At 54.0% G+C, this 13915-nt stretch carries 11 protein-coding genes; 10 read left to right on the plus strand and 1 reads right to left on the minus strand.

Translation table 11 applies throughout. The annotated features are described in order from the left end of the window. Positions 1-117: 117 nt before the first annotated feature. Genes purL through B7989_RS06615 form a run of 6 tightly spaced genes read left to right on the plus strand, consistent with a single transcriptional unit; the run spans position 118 to position 10202 of the window. A complete protein-coding gene (gene purL / locus B7989_RS06590; protein WP_088627757.1) occupies positions 118-3993 on the plus strand; it encodes a phosphoribosylformylglycinamidine synthase in 3876 nt (1291 codons plus the stop codon). Between the two features lie 54 nt (positions 3994-4047). Further along, a complete protein-coding gene (locus tag B7989_RS06595; RefSeq protein WP_088627758.1) occupies positions 4048-6117 on the plus strand; it encodes a peptidyl-prolyl cis-trans isomerase in 2070 nt (689 codons plus the stop codon). Between the two features lie 42 nt (positions 6118-6159). After that, positions 6160-6612, plus strand: a complete 453-nt coding sequence (gene ndk, locus B7989_RS06600; protein WP_072797367.1) for a nucleoside-diphosphate kinase — start codon at positions 6160-6162, stop codon at positions 6610-6612. Positions 6613-6649: 37 nt separating this feature from the next. Further along, entirely contained in the window at positions 6650-7495 is an 846-nt protein-coding gene (locus B7989_RS06605) for a succinate dehydrogenase cytochrome b subunit (protein WP_088627759.1), read from the plus strand. A gap of 17 nt (positions 7496-7512) precedes the next feature. Further along, complete coding sequence (locus B7989_RS06610; RefSeq protein WP_072978799.1) at positions 7513-9426, plus strand: fumarate reductase/succinate dehydrogenase flavoprotein subunit; 1914 nt, start codon at positions 7513-7515, stop codon at positions 9424-9426. Next, a complete protein-coding gene (locus tag B7989_RS06615; protein ID WP_014547104.1) occupies positions 9426-10202 on the plus strand; it encodes a succinate dehydrogenase/fumarate reductase iron-sulfur subunit in 777 nt (258 codons plus the stop codon). Before B7989_RS06610 ends, B7989_RS06615 begins: the two co-directional genes overlap by 1 nt. A 145-nt stretch (positions 10203-10347) precedes the next feature. On the opposite strand, the gene B7989_RS06620 is transcribed toward B7989_RS06615, so the two are convergent. Beyond that, positions 10348-10794: a hypothetical protein gene (locus B7989_RS06620; RefSeq protein ID WP_088627760.1), complete on the minus strand. Its 447-nt coding sequence runs from the start codon at positions 10792-10794 to the stop codon at positions 10348-10350. A gap of 63 nt (positions 10795-10857) precedes the next feature. On the opposite strand from B7989_RS06620, the gene B7989_RS06625 reads away from it, so the two are divergent. Genes B7989_RS06625 through B7989_RS06640 form a run of 4 tightly spaced genes read left to right on the plus strand, consistent with a single transcriptional unit; the run spans position 10858 to position 13877 of the window. Continuing rightward, positions 10858-11574 (plus strand): outer membrane beta-barrel protein, encoded by a 717-nt coding sequence (locus B7989_RS06625; RefSeq protein WP_088627761.1) that lies wholly within the window; start codon positions 10858-10860, stop codon positions 11572-11574. Between the two features lie 52 nt (positions 11575-11626). After that, complete coding sequence (locus B7989_RS06630) at positions 11627-12415, plus strand: amino acid ABC transporter substrate-binding protein (RefSeq protein WP_088627762.1); 789 nt, start codon at positions 11627-11629, stop codon at positions 12413-12415. After that, a complete protein-coding gene (locus tag B7989_RS06635) occupies positions 12415-13074 on the plus strand; it encodes an amino acid ABC transporter permease (RefSeq protein WP_088627763.1) in 660 nt (219 codons plus the stop codon). The genes B7989_RS06630 and B7989_RS06635 overlap by 1 nt, the downstream gene beginning before the upstream one ends. A gap of 8 nt (positions 13075-13082) precedes the next feature. Beyond that, entirely contained in the window at positions 13083-13877 is a 795-nt protein-coding gene (locus tag B7989_RS06640) for an amino acid ABC transporter ATP-binding protein (protein WP_088627764.1), read from the plus strand. Positions 13878-13915 lie beyond the last annotated feature (38 nt).

Below are 13915 nucleotides of genomic sequence, written 5' to 3' on the forward strand. Positions count from 1 at the left end.
TAAGAAACGACCCGCCCGGCGGGCCGTTTTTTGTTGCGATTATTTCTGTCTACTTCCTACTTCCTACTGTCTACTAATTTCTAAATTTTGCGCGTAAAAAACAAATAGAGGTTAATAATGCTCATTTTACGTGGTACGCCGGCTCTGTCGGATTTCCGTCTCCAGAAACTTTCTTCCGATTTCAAGAGCGCAGGCCTTTCTGTCGCTACTGTTTACGCTGAATTCCTGCACGTGGTGGATTTGTCCGCCGACCTGACCGATGCAGAAACCGAAACTTTGAAGAAGGTGCTGCATTACGGTCCGGCCCGCGAACCCAAGGCTCTCGAAGGCGAACTCTTTGTGGTGTGCCCGCGTCCGGGTACCATCAGCCCGTGGAGCTCCAAGGCTACCGATATCGCTCACATTTGCGGTCTCCCGGCCATCAAGCGCATTGAACGCGCTATTGCATATTATGTAAAGTTTGAAGGTGCTGTTCCCGCCGGTGCCCGCGAAAAAATCTCCGCCAAGATTCACGACCGCATGACCCAGGCCGTTTTCGCCGACACCGCCTCCTTGGAAGTTCTCTTCAGCAAGGAAGAACCGCGTCCGCTGAATGTGATTCCGGTGCTCACCGAAGGCCGCGACGCCCTCGTGAAGGCCGACAAGGAAATGGGCCTCGCTCTTTCCTCCGACGAAATCGATTACTTGGTCAAGAATTTCACCGAACTCAAGCGCAATCCGACCGACGTGGAACTCTACATGTTCGCACAGGCCAACTCGGAACACTGCCGCCACAAGGTGTTCGGTGCCGAATGGACGATTGATGGTGTCAAGCAGGACAAGTCCCTGTTCCAGATGATCAAGAACACCTACCAGCTCCACAACAGCAACATCTTTAGCGCCTACAAGGACAACGCCGCCGTGATGAAGGGCGCTGTCGCTGGCCGCTACTACGCTGACCCGCGCAACAACAAGTACGACTTCCACCACGAAGAAGTCGACATCTTGATGAAGGTCGAAACCCACAACCACCCGACGGCTATTTCTCCGTTCCCGGGTGCCGCTACCGGTAGTGGTGGCGAAATCCGTGACGAAGGTGCCACGGGTAAGGGTTCCAAGCCGAAGGCCGGTCTCACGGGCTTTAGCGTTTCGAACTTGAAACTGCCGGGTGCAGTCCAACCTTGGGAAAAGGACTTTGGTAGCCCGTCCCGTATTGCTTCTGCCCTCGACATTATGATTGAAGGCCCGCTGGGAGGCGCTGCATTCAACAACGAATACGGCCGTCCGAACATCCTCGGTTACTTCCGTACTTTCGAACAGGAAGTCGATGCCCAGAACGGCAAGGAAGTCCGCGGTTACCACAAGCCGATTATGTTGGCTGGTGGTCTCGGCAACATCAAGCATGAACATATCGAAAAGGGCCACATCGATCCGGGTGACCACCTGATCGTGCTCGGCGGTCCGGCCATGCTCATTGGTCTTGGTGGTGGTGCTGCTAGCTCTGTGGCTAACGGTGCCGGTAATGAATCTCTCGACTTTGCCTCTGTGCAGCGTGAAAACCCCGAAATGGAACGCCGCTGCCAGGAAGTCATCGACCGCTGCTGGGCGATGAACGATGAAAACCCGATTACCTTCATTCACGACGTGGGTGCAGGTGGACTTTCCAACGCCTTCCCGGAACTCGTGAACGATGGCGGTCTCGGCGGTAAGTTTGAACTGCGTAACGTGCCGAACGACGAACCGGGTATGAGCCCGTTCGAAATCTGGAGTAACGAATCCCAGGAACGTTATGTGATCGCTATTGCAGGCGACAAGCTTGACGTGTTCGACGCTATCTGTAAGCGTGAACGCTGCCCGTACGCTGTGGTGGGCGAGGCTATTCCTGAAAAGCACTTGACTCTGACCGACAAACACTTCGGTACGACTCCGATCGACATGCCGCTCGGCGTGCTCCTTGGCAAGCCGCCCCGCATGATCCGTAACGAAAAGAGCCAGAAGCGCCCGCTTTCTTCCACGGTGGTTCCGGCTGATGCTTCCATCAAGGATGTGGCTCACCGCGTGCTTGCAAACCCGACCGTTGCCGATAAGACGTTCTTGATTTCTATCGGTGACCGTTCTGTGACGGGTATGATTTGCCGTGACCAGATGGTTGGCCCGTGGCAGGTTCCGGTTGCTGACTGCGCCGTGACCTCTGCAACTCTCGATACTTATGAAGGTGAAGTCATGAGCATGGGCGAACGCGCTCCGATTGCTTTGATTTCTCCGGCTGCTGCCGCTCGTATGACGGTGGCTGAATCCCTCACGAACATGGCTGCCGCCTGCGTGCCTGATATGGGCCGCGTGAACTTGTCCGCAAACTGGATGGCTACGCCGAACTACGAAGGCGATGGCGCCGACCTTTACGAAGCTGTGAAGTCCATCGGTATGGAACTCTGCCCGGATCTCGGCATTACGATTCCGGTGGGTAAGGACTCCATGAGCATGAGCACTGTGTGGAAGGACGACAAGGGTAGCCACCGCGTGACGGCTCCGATTTCGCTCGTTATCAGTGCCTTTGCTCCGTGTGCCGACGTGCGCAAGACGCTTACCCCGCAGCTGTTGCAGGATAAGGATTCGACGCTCGTGCTCGTTGATTTGGCCCGCGGTCAGAACCGTATGGGCGCATCCATCGCCGCTCAGGTTTACAACAACCTCGGCAACAAGGCTCCGGATGTCGATTCCGCTCAGGAACTCCGCGCCTTCTTCGAAACCATCCAGAAACTCAATGCCGCAGGCAAGATTATGGCCTACCACGACAAGAGCGATGGCGGTCTCTACACGACGGTTGCCGAAATGGCATTCGCCGGTCACGTGGGTGTCACGCTCAATGCCGGTGCCCTCAAGGGTAACCTGATTGACGCCCTGTTCAACGAAGAACTCGGTGCCGTACTCCAGGTCAAGAAGGCTGATTTGAAGGCCGTGTTCGAAGCATTCGCTGCTGTCGGCCTGGGCGATACCGTTTCTGAAATCGGTACGCTCAACGATACTTACAACTTAATCATCGGCGACTACGCTGAAGGTCTTTCCGACCTGCGCGCCATCTGGAGCGACACGACCCGCCGCATCGCGGCTCTCCGCGATAACCCGGATTGTGCCGAAAGCGAATACAAGCTCAAGTTGGAACAGGACGATCCGGGTATCACGCCGAAGGTCACCTTCGACGTGGCGGCGTCTGCAAAGATTATCAAGGACTACGCTAGCCGTCCGAAGATGGCAATTCTGCGCGAACAGGGCGTCAACGGCGAACTCGAAATGGCCGCCGCCTTCCAGAATGCAGGCTTTGAATCCATCGACGTCCACATGACCGATATTCTCGAAGGCCGCATTTCCCTGAAGGACTTCAACGGTCTCGTGGCTTGCGGTGGCTTTAGCTACGGTGACGTGCTCGGTGCCGGCGAAGGCTGGGCCAAGAGCATCCTCTTCAACCCGAAGGCCCGCGCCGAATTCGAAGCTTACTTCAACCGCAAGGACACCTTCACTCTCGGCGTCTGCAACGGCTGCCAGATGGTCTCTAACCTCAAGGACTTGATTCCGGGCGCCAAGCACTGGCCGCGCTTTGTGCAGAACCTCTCCGAACGTTTCGAAGCTCGCTTTGCAAGCCTCAAGGTCGAAGATACTCCGGCTGTGCTCCTCAAGGGGATGGCAGGCTCCGTGCTTCCGATCGCAGTGGCCCACGGTGAAGGCCGTGCGGAATTCGCTAGCCGCGAAGCTGCCGAAGCATGCCTCAAGACCGGTCTCGTGGCGCTCCGCTATGTGGATGGCAAGCACGAATACACCGAACGCTACCCGCTGAACCCCAACGGCTCTCCCTTCGGTATCAACGGTCTCTGCTCCGAAGACGGTCGCGCCCTCGTGATGATGCCGCACCCGGAACGCGTGTTCCGTACCTGCCAGTACTCCTGGCACCCGGCAGACTGGGGCGAAGACGGTCCGTGGATGCAGTTGTTCCGCAACGGACGTATCTTTGTGGGCTAATTTTTGTAGCTTAGTGTCGAAAATTGCTGTCTTGAAATCTTAACCAGAGGAATTATGAAGGCAAAACTCCTGGCTCTTGTTTCATTGGCTTCGCTGTTTGTTTTGAACGGCTGTAACGGTATCGGCGACAAGGATACAATCCTTGCTCGCATCGATGGCGAAAAAGTCTATCAAGAAGATTACGCATTGCTGTTGAAAAATGGCGGGCTCAAGGGCGTCAAGAATCAGTACCTCTATGACAATCTGTATTCAAAGGCAGCGCTTTCGGCTAAGGCTGTTGAAGAATATCCCGAGCTGGAAGACGAATGGAAGGCTTACTACGCCGACCTTGACGCTCGCGTGCTGACGATGGTTTACCAGCGCTATTACGTCTCTGAAAACATGACTTATAGCGATGCCGAACTCCGCCAGTTCTACGACGCCAACCGTAGCATGTTCCCCGAAGATTCTACCGGAGATTTCTTGTCGGTGCGTCCTCTGGTGGCAAGCTACTATTACGCTTCCAAGAATGCCGAAGCTTTCGCAGCCTATATCAAGGATACTCTCAAGCTTGAAAATCCGACTGCCGAAGATTCCCTGAAGGCGAAAAAGTCTTTTGCCGATGTCCGCCGAGTTGCCCTGCAGCAGGAATTGTCTACGGATCTTCTCGCGAAGCACAATATCGAAATCAAGGAACTTCCTCCCGTTGATCCGAAGGTGTATTACAACAAGCACCAGGATCAGTTCATGACGGTTCCCGGCTATGAACTTTACCATGTGCAAGCGGATTCCGCGAAACTTGCAGGCCTGTTTACTGAAACGCCGACCCTTGATCAGTTCAAGTCGGTGGCTGCAGCAAATAGCAAGAATGCAAAAACGGCCAAGGATAGCGGCTACGTTGGACACGTCAAGGTCGATTACGTGTTGCCTTATGGCATTGGAGTCGTGCCTCAGCTGATGCCGACGCTCAAGGATAAGGAGCCGGGCTTTGTAACGCCTGTGCTCAAGGCTAGCGACAATACGTTCCATGTCTTCTACCTGGCCGGTATCGATGCTTCTCGCTTAAAACCGTTTGACCGCGTCGACGTGGGTATTGCCAATGCAATCAAGGATGGCTATTACTTTGATGTCGATACCTCTGTCGTGTTGATTACCAAGGCAGGGGAGCCCGTGTTCACGGAAGCGGATATGATCCGCTTTAACGAAAAGTTTATCCACCGTACAATGAACCGCAACATTCACGACCGTGTCGTGTCGATGCTTGCCGAAGCGTTTGCCTTTGCTGATGCTGCAAAAGAAGCTCATTTGAACCATAGCTGGGAATACAGGGCCATGGTCCGCCAGTCCCGCTGGGATTACTTGAGCGAACATTACATCCAGAAAAAACTCGGTGGCGAAAACATCCCCGAAGATACCCTTAAGGCTTTGTTCGACCGTGTAGGTTCCCCGATTCATGTAGGTTACAATTACGAACAAGCTAAGGAAGACCTTCGTAAGGTGGCGGCCTTCCCGGTAAATATGTACAAGCATGAATATTACATGGGATACCGCATGCTTTATGTCGGCAAGACTTTTGAGGAAAGCGTTCCCGTAATCTATGCCCGCCGTTCCGACGAAGTCGAAAGACTCATGTCTCAGAGATTTGCTGCAGAAGCCTATTCCAAGGCAACGGTTCACCTTTACGATACGGGCGTTTCCGAATATAAGCCGACTATGATTGCGAACGTCCTGCTGGCTCGAGCCGATTCTCTCTACCAGGCTGGCAAGAAGTCTGACGCTTACTACGAATACCGCAAGGTCATGTTCGCCTATGCCGATAACGACAGCCTATTCGAACATGTCGCTTATGAAATGGCTCAGATCGAGAGCGAAAATGAAGAATTCCTGGATGCCGAAGGTGACTATTACGCCTTCTACACCATGTGGCCGGATAGCCCGAATGCAGAAAAGGCCATGTTCAGCCGCGGCTTTATGCTCAACGAAAATTTGGGCCAGAATGACCAGGCTCTCGAAGTTTTAGAAACATTCCTCCAGAAGTATCCGAACAGTGAACTCAAGGAATCTGCCCAGTGGCTTGTCGATAACATCAAGAGCAACGGAAAACTTGCCGAAGACTTGATGAAAAAGATCGAAGCCGAGGAATAAAAATCCTATATTTCCCACATCTTAAAACAAAAGGTACCTACTATGGAAATGACATTTGCAATGATCAAGCCCAATGCGGTCAAGTCTGGCCTCATCGGACGCATTATCGACCGTTACATCGCTGCAGGCCTCTCCGTCTGCGCCGTGAAGATGCACCAGATGACCTCTGCCGATGCTCGCGGTTTCTACGCCGAACACGTGGAAAAGCCGTTCTTCCCGGAACTCGAAGCCTACATGACCAAGGGCCCGTCCGTGATGCTCGCCCTCGGCGGCGAAAATGCCATTGCCAAGGTTCGTGCCATCAACGGCGCTACCAATCCGGCTAAGGCGGAACCCGGTACCCTCCGCTACGACTTTGCCCCTTCCATGACCGAAAACGTCGTGCACAGCTCCGACAGCCCCGAATCCGCCAAGCGCGAACTGGACTTCTGGTTCAAGGAAGACGAACGCTACGCCTACGAAATGCCGAGCCTCAAGGCCTGCTGCGTCCTCTAAGTTTCAAAAATAACCCCCCTCAAGGAGACACAACTCAATGCAATGGATCGTCAAGTATCTTACCTCTTCCATCGGTAAGAAGCAGATCATGGGATGCACAGGCGCGTTCCTCGCCCTGTTCATCTTCGGCCACATGTGTGGTAACTTCCAGCTCTTGAATTTCGATCAGGCCGCGGCTCAGGCGTCTTACAATGCCTACACCGAATTCCTGACCGGATTCAACCCGCTCCACTTCCCGATCAAGATGATTTATCTTGTTGAACTGGTGCTGGTGGCTGCTTTCGCTCTCCACATCTTCCTCGCTGTTAAGCTTAAGATCGAAAACAAGGTCGCCCGCGGTGGCATCGACTACGAAGTCAACGCTCGCAAGGGCAAGAAGACTTTCGCGACCTTCACCATGATCTGGTCCGGTCTCTTCATTCTCGGCTTCCTCGTGCAGCACCTCATGATGCTCAAGTTCGGCGAACACTACCTCTATGTGAATGCCGAAGGCGAAATCGTCCGCGACATGTGGCTCACCACCATCCAGATGTTTGCTAACCCGGCTTGGGCTGCATTCTACGTGGTCAGCATGTTCGTGATTGGCATGCACCTCTTCCACGCTATTTCTTCTGCCTTCCAGACCATGGGCATTGCTCACCAGAAGTGGACCCCGATTATCGACATCGCCGGTATCGCTTACAGCATTATCGTTGCCCTTGGTTTCGGTATCACCGCCGTTGCAGCCTTCTACCTCGCTAACCAGCCGGGTACCCAGGCCCTCATCGAAAAGTCCCGCAGCCTCCAGCCGCAGTACGAACAGATGAAGAAGGAAAAGGAAGCCGCCAAGACTTCTTTCGTGATTCCTTCTGTTGGCACCGTCGAAGTTTCTTTTAACGCTTAATTTTAAGGAGCCCACTAATGATTCTTGATTCTAAAATCCCCGGTGGTTCCATCGAAGAAAAGTGGACCAAGCACAAGTTCGAACTCAAGCTCGTGAACCCCGCCAACAAGCGTAAGTTCACGGTGATCGTGGTTGGTACTGGCCTTGCCGGTGCTTCTGCCGCTGCATCCCTCGCCGAACTTGGTTACAATGTCAAGTCTTTCTGCATCCAGGATAGCCCCCGCCGCGCACACTCCATTGCTGCCCAGGGTGGTATCAACGCTGCCAAGAACTACAAGAACGACGGCGACTCCGTTTACCGCCTGTTCTACGATACCGTGAAGGGCGGTGACTTCCGCGCTCGCGAAGCCAACGTGCACCGCTTGGCCGAAAACTCCAACCTCATCATCGACCAGTGCGTCGCCCAGGGTGTTCCGTTCGGTCGTGAATACGGTGGCCTCCTCGACAACCGTTCCTTTGGTGGTACGCAGGTTTCCCGTACGTTCTACGCCCGCGGTCAGACGGGTCAGCAGCTCTTGCTCGGTGCCTACCAGGCCCTCATGCGCCAGGTTGCCGCCGGTAAGGTGAAGATGTTCCCGCGTCGCGAAATGATGGACCTCGTCGTGATCGACGGCAAGGCTCGCGGTATCATCGTGCGTAACCTCATCACCGGCGAACTCGAAAGCCACGTGGGTGACGCTGTGTGCCTTTGCACCGGTGGTTACGGTAACGTCTACTACCTTTCTACCAACGCCCAGGGTTCTAACGTGACGGCTGCTTTCCGTGCCTACAAGCGCGGCGCCCTGTTCGCTAACCCCTGCTACACGCAGATTCACCCGACTTGCATTCCTCGCCACGGCGACCTGCAGTCCAAGCTCACCTTGATGAGCGAATCTCTCCGTAACGACGGCCGTATTTGGGTTCCGCGCAAGGCTGGCGACACTCGCAGCCCGGACCAGATCCCCGAAGAAGACCGTTACTACTACCTCGAAGAAAAGTACCCGAGCTTCGGTAACCTCGTTCCGCGTGACGTGGCATCCCGTAACGCCAAGCAGGTCTGCGACGCAGGTCTCGGCGTGGGTAACACCAAGCAGGCTGTGTACCTCGACTTCGCCGACGCTATCCAGCGCATGGGCGTTGCCGGCGTGTCTGCCAAGTACGGCAACCTCTTCCAGATGTACGAAAAGATTACCGACGAAGACCCGTACAAGGTCCCGATGCGTATCTTCCCGGCCATCCACTATACCATGGGCGGCCTCTGGGTTGACTACGACCTGATGTCCACGATTCCGGGCTGCTTCGTTCTCGGTGAAGCCAACTTCTCCGACCACGGTGCAAACCGCCTCGGCGCTTCTGCTCTTATGCAGGGCCTCTCCGACGGTTACTTCGTCATTCCGTTCACCATCGGCGGCTACTTCGCGGGCACCAAGCTCGAGAAGGTTTCCGAATCCGATGCCGCGTTCGAAGACTGCAAGAAGCAGACCGAAGAACGCATCCACAAGCTCCTCTCCATCAAGGGTCACCGCACTGTTAACGATATCCATCGTGAACTCGGTAACATCATGTGGGAATACGTGGGCATGGCTCGTAACGAAGCCGGCCTGAAGACCGCCCTCGAGAAGATTCCGGCCCTCCGTGCCGAATTCTGGGAAAACGTCAACGTGCTCGGTTCCGAAGGTTCCTTCAACCAGAACCTCGAACGTGCCGGCCGCGTGGCTGACTTCCTCGAATTCGCCGAAGTCCTCACTCTTGACGCCCTGCACCGCAAGGAATCTTGCGGCGGCCACTTCCGCGAAGAAAGCCAGACTCCGGAAGGCGAAGCCAAGCGCGACGACGAGAACTTCTGCTACGTGGGTGCCTGGGAATACAAGGGCGACGGTGTCGCACCGGAACTTTCCAAGGAACCTCTTACCTTTGATAACGTCCACCTCGCTACTAGGAGCTACAAATAATGAGCGGACTGAATTTGACTTTGAAGATTTGGCGTCAGAAGGATGCCAAGACCAAGGGACAGTTCGAAACTGTCAAGATCAACGATGTTTCTCCGGACATGTCCTTCCTGGAAATGCTCGACATCGTGAACGAAGAACAGATGAAGCAGGGCAAGGAAGGCTTCGCCTTCGACCACGACTGCCGCGAAGGTATTTGTGGTATGTGCTCCCTCGTCATCAACGGTATGCCGCACGGTCCTGACCATGCAACGACTACCTGCCAGCTTCACATGCGCAAGTTCAAGGATGGCGACACCATCGTGATCGAACCGTGGCGCGCCGCCGCATTCCCGGTTATCCGTGACTGCGCCGTTGACCGTACCGCCTTCGACCGCATCATCCAGGCTGGCGGCTTCGTTTCTGTGAACACTGGTGCCGCTCCTGAAGCATCCACGATTCCGGTTCCCAAGGCTGATGCCGACCGCGCCTTTGACGCTGCCGCCTGTATCGGTTGCGGTGCCTGCGTGGCCGCTTGTAAGAACGCTTCTGCAATGCTCTTCGTTTCTGCGAAGGTCTCTCACCTCAGCTTCTTGCCGCAGGGCAAGGTCGAGGCCAAGAAGCGCGTTCTCGCCATGGTCGCTCAGATGGACAAGGAAGGCTTCGGCAACTGCACGAACCTTTACGAATGCCAGGCTGCATGCCCGAAGGGTATCACCGTGGATTACATCGCCAAGATGAACCGCGAATACCTCGGCGCTACCGTGACCTACGCCGAAAAGGTGTACGGCAAGGATTAATTCCTAACCAAACCAGCATTAAAAAGGACCGCAGCAATGCGGCCCTTTTTTAATTCGTTTTTTTTTTGCACCGAAGGTGCCCACGAAGAAACTTGTTTCGAGTGCAGGGAGGGTTTTAGGGAGGGCTGAGCCCTCCCTTGTCATTTTAGTTGGTGTTCAAGGTTCTTCCGTCTGAACAGTAGTATGATGTGAGTGAACCTTCTGCTTGCAGGTTTTTCATGTCGCAGGTTTCGGCAATTTCTCTGATCTTGCGCCGCGTTTCGCTCCAAGTCTCAAGGGTGGCGTCTTCGCGCTTGCCAAGGTTGACTTGTAGGTCGTGAGCAATCAAGGCTTGTTCGACAATTTGTTTTTCACAGTCGGTGTAGCCCTCGTTTTTGAATTTTTCGACGTCGAATACCGGGTCGCAATCGTATGAATAATCATAGGGGTCTTCGCCGCCGTATGCGCAGGCAATCATCTGGATGGCGACAGAAGAAAGGAGCAGTTGAGCCCAGTATTTGCGAATGAATTTGAATGGATTGCCGATTTTGGCGTTGTTGCTCCAGAAAAGCGAACAAGCGAATATGCTGATGTGGCGGAATAAATTTCTCATGCCAGTGTCCTCGACCCTTTGTTTACAATTTAGAAATAGTTTATATTTGCTGTAGGAGCCGAGATGAAAAGAATTCAAATTTGCCTTTTTGCGCTATTGCTGGCGTCGCTTGCTTTTGCAGAAGAAGCGTCGTCTTTAAAATCGCATTATTGGGGTGGTCACCTGATGTGGGGCTTTGACTACGTGTGGGATAATGCGCCGGTAAAGGGAACTTTCGGCTCGTCCAAAGAAGGCGTTACAAAATTGAGTTTGGCTTCTGGGCCGGGATTTGCCTTTGAACTTGGGACTTCGTATTGGTATCGTTTGAACCCAATCGTCGGATTTGTGGGCGAGGCTGCTTTTAGATTCTACGCTATTTCTCTAGAGGGGGATGTTTACAGCCTTCCGCCAGAGGACCCTTATGAAGATGAAGCAAGATTTAACCTATATGCGTATAGCTTTGTGTTTCCGGTATTGGTACGCGTTTTGCCATCGTCGAAGTTTTATGTAGAAGCGGGCCCTCAATTTAACTTGAATGTGGGGGGATCCATTGTGGGTGTAGAGGTCGATGATTCTTTTGACTTTGATGCGGACGACTTTGGCTGGGCGCTTATTTTGGGCTTGGGATGTCCTATGGTCACTAGTGAGGGCGGGCTTACTTTGGGAGTGCGCTTTGCCATCGATATGACCCGCATCGAAAAAGAGGGAATTGTCGAGATGACAAAAGGGGCCGCTTACCGAGAAGCGTCCCCAATGAAGATTTGGAGCCTGCAGTTTAACGTTACAGCCTATTTCTTGTAGGTTTAATTCTAACGTTTTTTTTCTATTTTTAGCTCCATAAAAGGAGTTTTCTATGAAAAAGTTTTTTGCAATGCTTGCGGCGTTTGCTTGTGCCGCTGTATTCTCTGCCTGTAACGACCAAAAGGCAGAACAGCCTACTGCTGATGAATCCCTGAACAAGGTGAAGGCTGCAGGCGAGTTCGTGCTCGGCCTCGATGACTCTTTCCCGCCGATGGGGTTCCGCGACAAAGACAACAACATCGTTGGCTTTGATATTGACCTTGCTACAGAAGTTTGCGCTCGCCTGGGCGTGAAGCTCAAGACGCAGCCGATTTCCTGGGATGCGAAGGAACAGGAACTGAACACCGGCAAGATTGACTGCATCTGGAACGGCATGAGCGTGGACAGCGCCCGCGCCGCCGCGATGAACTTGAGTGACGCCTACCTCAAGAACCGCATGATTTTCACGGTGAAGGACAAGGCTCTTGCAAATCTCGCTGCCCTCGCCGGCAAGAAGATTGCCGTGCAGAACGGTTCTACCGCCCAGAAGTTGCTGGATGCCTCCGAAGCGGGCAAGGCCGCCAAGGAAATCGTCCCGTTTGACGACAACCAGACGGCGCTCATGGATTTGGACAAGGGCGGCGTGGATGCCGTGTTCCTGGACGAAATCGTGGCCAAGTACTGGATTGTGACGAATGCGAAGGACTACACTGTGCTCGAGGAAGGCCTCTCCGACGAAGTCTATGCCGTGGGTTTCCGCAAGAAGGACCAGGCCCTGCGTGATGCCGTGAACTCTACCCTGGCTGCCATGAAGGCCGACGGCAAGTTCGACGAAATCTCTGCCAAGTGGTTTGGCAAGTAATGTCGGAATTGTCAACGCTTTTGCCTATCCTTTGGGGCGGCTTCTGCACGACGCTCGCCATTTTCGGGCTTACGCTCCTGTTCTCGATTCCGTTGGGTCTGCTCATTGCGGTTCTCAAGATGAGCAAGTGGCGCGTGGTGCGTTACCCGGTGTCTTTCTACATCTCGGTGATGCGCGGAACGCCGCTCTTGTTGCAGATTGTGGCCATTTATTTCGGCTCGTATTACCTGAGCGAATATTCGGGACTAGGCTTTTCGTTTGACCGTTTCCCGGCGGTGATTGTCGCATTCTCGATAAACTATGCGGCGTACTTTGCCGAAATTTTCCGCGGCGGAATCCAGTCGATTCCTAAAGGACAGTACGAGGCCGCCTACATGCTCGGCATGACCCGTACGCAGACATTCTTCCGCATCATTTTACCGCAGGTGGTAAAGCGTGTGGTGCCCGCGAGTGCAAACGAAGTGATTACCTTGGTGAAGGATACATCGCTTGCGCAGGTGATTGCGGTGACGGAACTTTTTGCATTGGCCAAGAAACAGCAGGCGGCATATGCCAGCATTTATCCGCTGTTTGTGGCAGGTGTGTTCTACTATGTGGCAAACCTTTTGCTGAGCGTGCTTTTCGCCTATCTGGAACGCAAGCTCAATTACTATAAGTGAGGCGTGGAATGGAAAACGTGAATGAATCTGCGCCGATCCTCAAGGTAGAACACGTCAAGAAGTCCTTTGGCGACTTGCATGTGCTCAAGGATATTTCTTTTGACCTGAAGGCGGGCGAGGTGCTCTCGATTATCGGACCCAGCGGCTCCGGCAAGAGTACGCTGTTGCGCTGCCTTACCCAGCTCGAAGCGGTTGACGGCGGCCTGGTGCAGGTCGACGGCAAGGACATGGTAGTCCCCAACACATCGGCGAAGGGCTCAGCAGTCAAGTACGCGCCGGCGAAAACGCTCCGCGATATTCGACTTTCTACGGGGCTCGTGTTCCAGAACTTCAACTTGTTCCCGCATTTGACGGTGCTTCAGAACCTTTGCCTCGCTCCGGTGCGTGTGCTTGGGGACGAACGCAAAGAAGCCCGCGCCATGGGTCGATTCTTGCTCAAGCGCATGGGCCTCGAAGGCAAGGAGAAGGCTTACCCCTGCGAACTCAGCGGCGGCCAGCAGCAGCGCGTGTCCATTGCCCGCGCACTCGCGATGAACCCTAAGATTCTTTTCTTCGACGAGCCGACCTCTGCGCTAGACCCGGAACTCACTGGCGAAGTGCTCAAGATTATCAAGAAACTTGCCGAAGACAAGATGACCATGGTCATCGTGACGCATGAAATGGCTTTTGCCCGTGATGTGGCGGATAAGGTCATCTTTATGGATGGTGGCGTTATCGTGGAGCAGGGAAGCCCTGATTTCGTGTTCAACCAGTCCGGGAACGAACGCTTGTCGCAATTCTTGTCAAGATTTTCTAAAAATTGATTTCTTGTAACATAAAAAGGGACCGCGGCGATGCGGCC

Source organism: Fibrobacter sp. UWB5, assembly GCF_002210295.1.
Lineage (GTDB): Bacteria > Fibrobacterota > Fibrobacteria > Fibrobacterales > Fibrobacteraceae > Fibrobacter.

Excerpts from the sequence above, each read along its gene's own strand:
- B7989_RS06615 (WP_014547104.1), top strand. The coding sequence starts at position 9,426 with ATGAGCGGACTGAATTTGACTTTGAAGATTTGGCGTCAGAAGGATGCC.
- B7989_RS06620 (WP_088627760.1), bottom strand. The coding sequence starts at position 10,794 with ATGAGAAATTTATTCCGCCACATCAGCATATTCGCTTGTTCGCTTTTC.
- B7989_RS06630 (WP_088627762.1), top strand. The coding sequence starts at position 11,627 with ATGAAAAAGTTTTTTGCAATGCTTGCGGCGTTTGCTTGTGCCGCTGTA.
- B7989_RS06610 (WP_072978799.1), top strand. The coding sequence starts at position 7,513 with ATGATTCTTGATTCTAAAATCCCCGGTGGTTCCATCGAAGAAAAGTGG.
- B7989_RS06605 (WP_088627759.1), top strand. The coding sequence starts at position 6,650 with ATGCAATGGATCGTCAAGTATCTTACCTCTTCCATCGGTAAGAAGCAG.
- ndk (WP_072797367.1), top strand. The coding sequence starts at position 6,160 with ATGGAAATGACATTTGCAATGATCAAGCCCAATGCGGTCAAGTCTGGC.
- B7989_RS06640 (WP_088627764.1), top strand. The coding sequence starts at position 13,083 with ATGGAAAACGTGAATGAATCTGCGCCGATCCTCAAGGTAGAACACGTC.
- B7989_RS06595 (WP_088627758.1), top strand. The coding sequence starts at position 4,048 with ATGAAGGCAAAACTCCTGGCTCTTGTTTCATTGGCTTCGCTGTTTGTT.
- purL (WP_088627757.1), top strand. The coding sequence starts at position 118 with ATGCTCATTTTACGTGGTACGCCGGCTCTGTCGGATTTCCGTCTCCAG.
- B7989_RS06635 (WP_088627763.1), top strand. The coding sequence starts at position 12,415 with ATGTCGGAATTGTCAACGCTTTTGCCTATCCTTTGGGGCGGCTTCTGC.
- B7989_RS06625 (WP_088627761.1), top strand. The coding sequence starts at position 10,858 with ATGAAAAGAATTCAAATTTGCCTTTTTGCGCTATTGCTGGCGTCGCTT.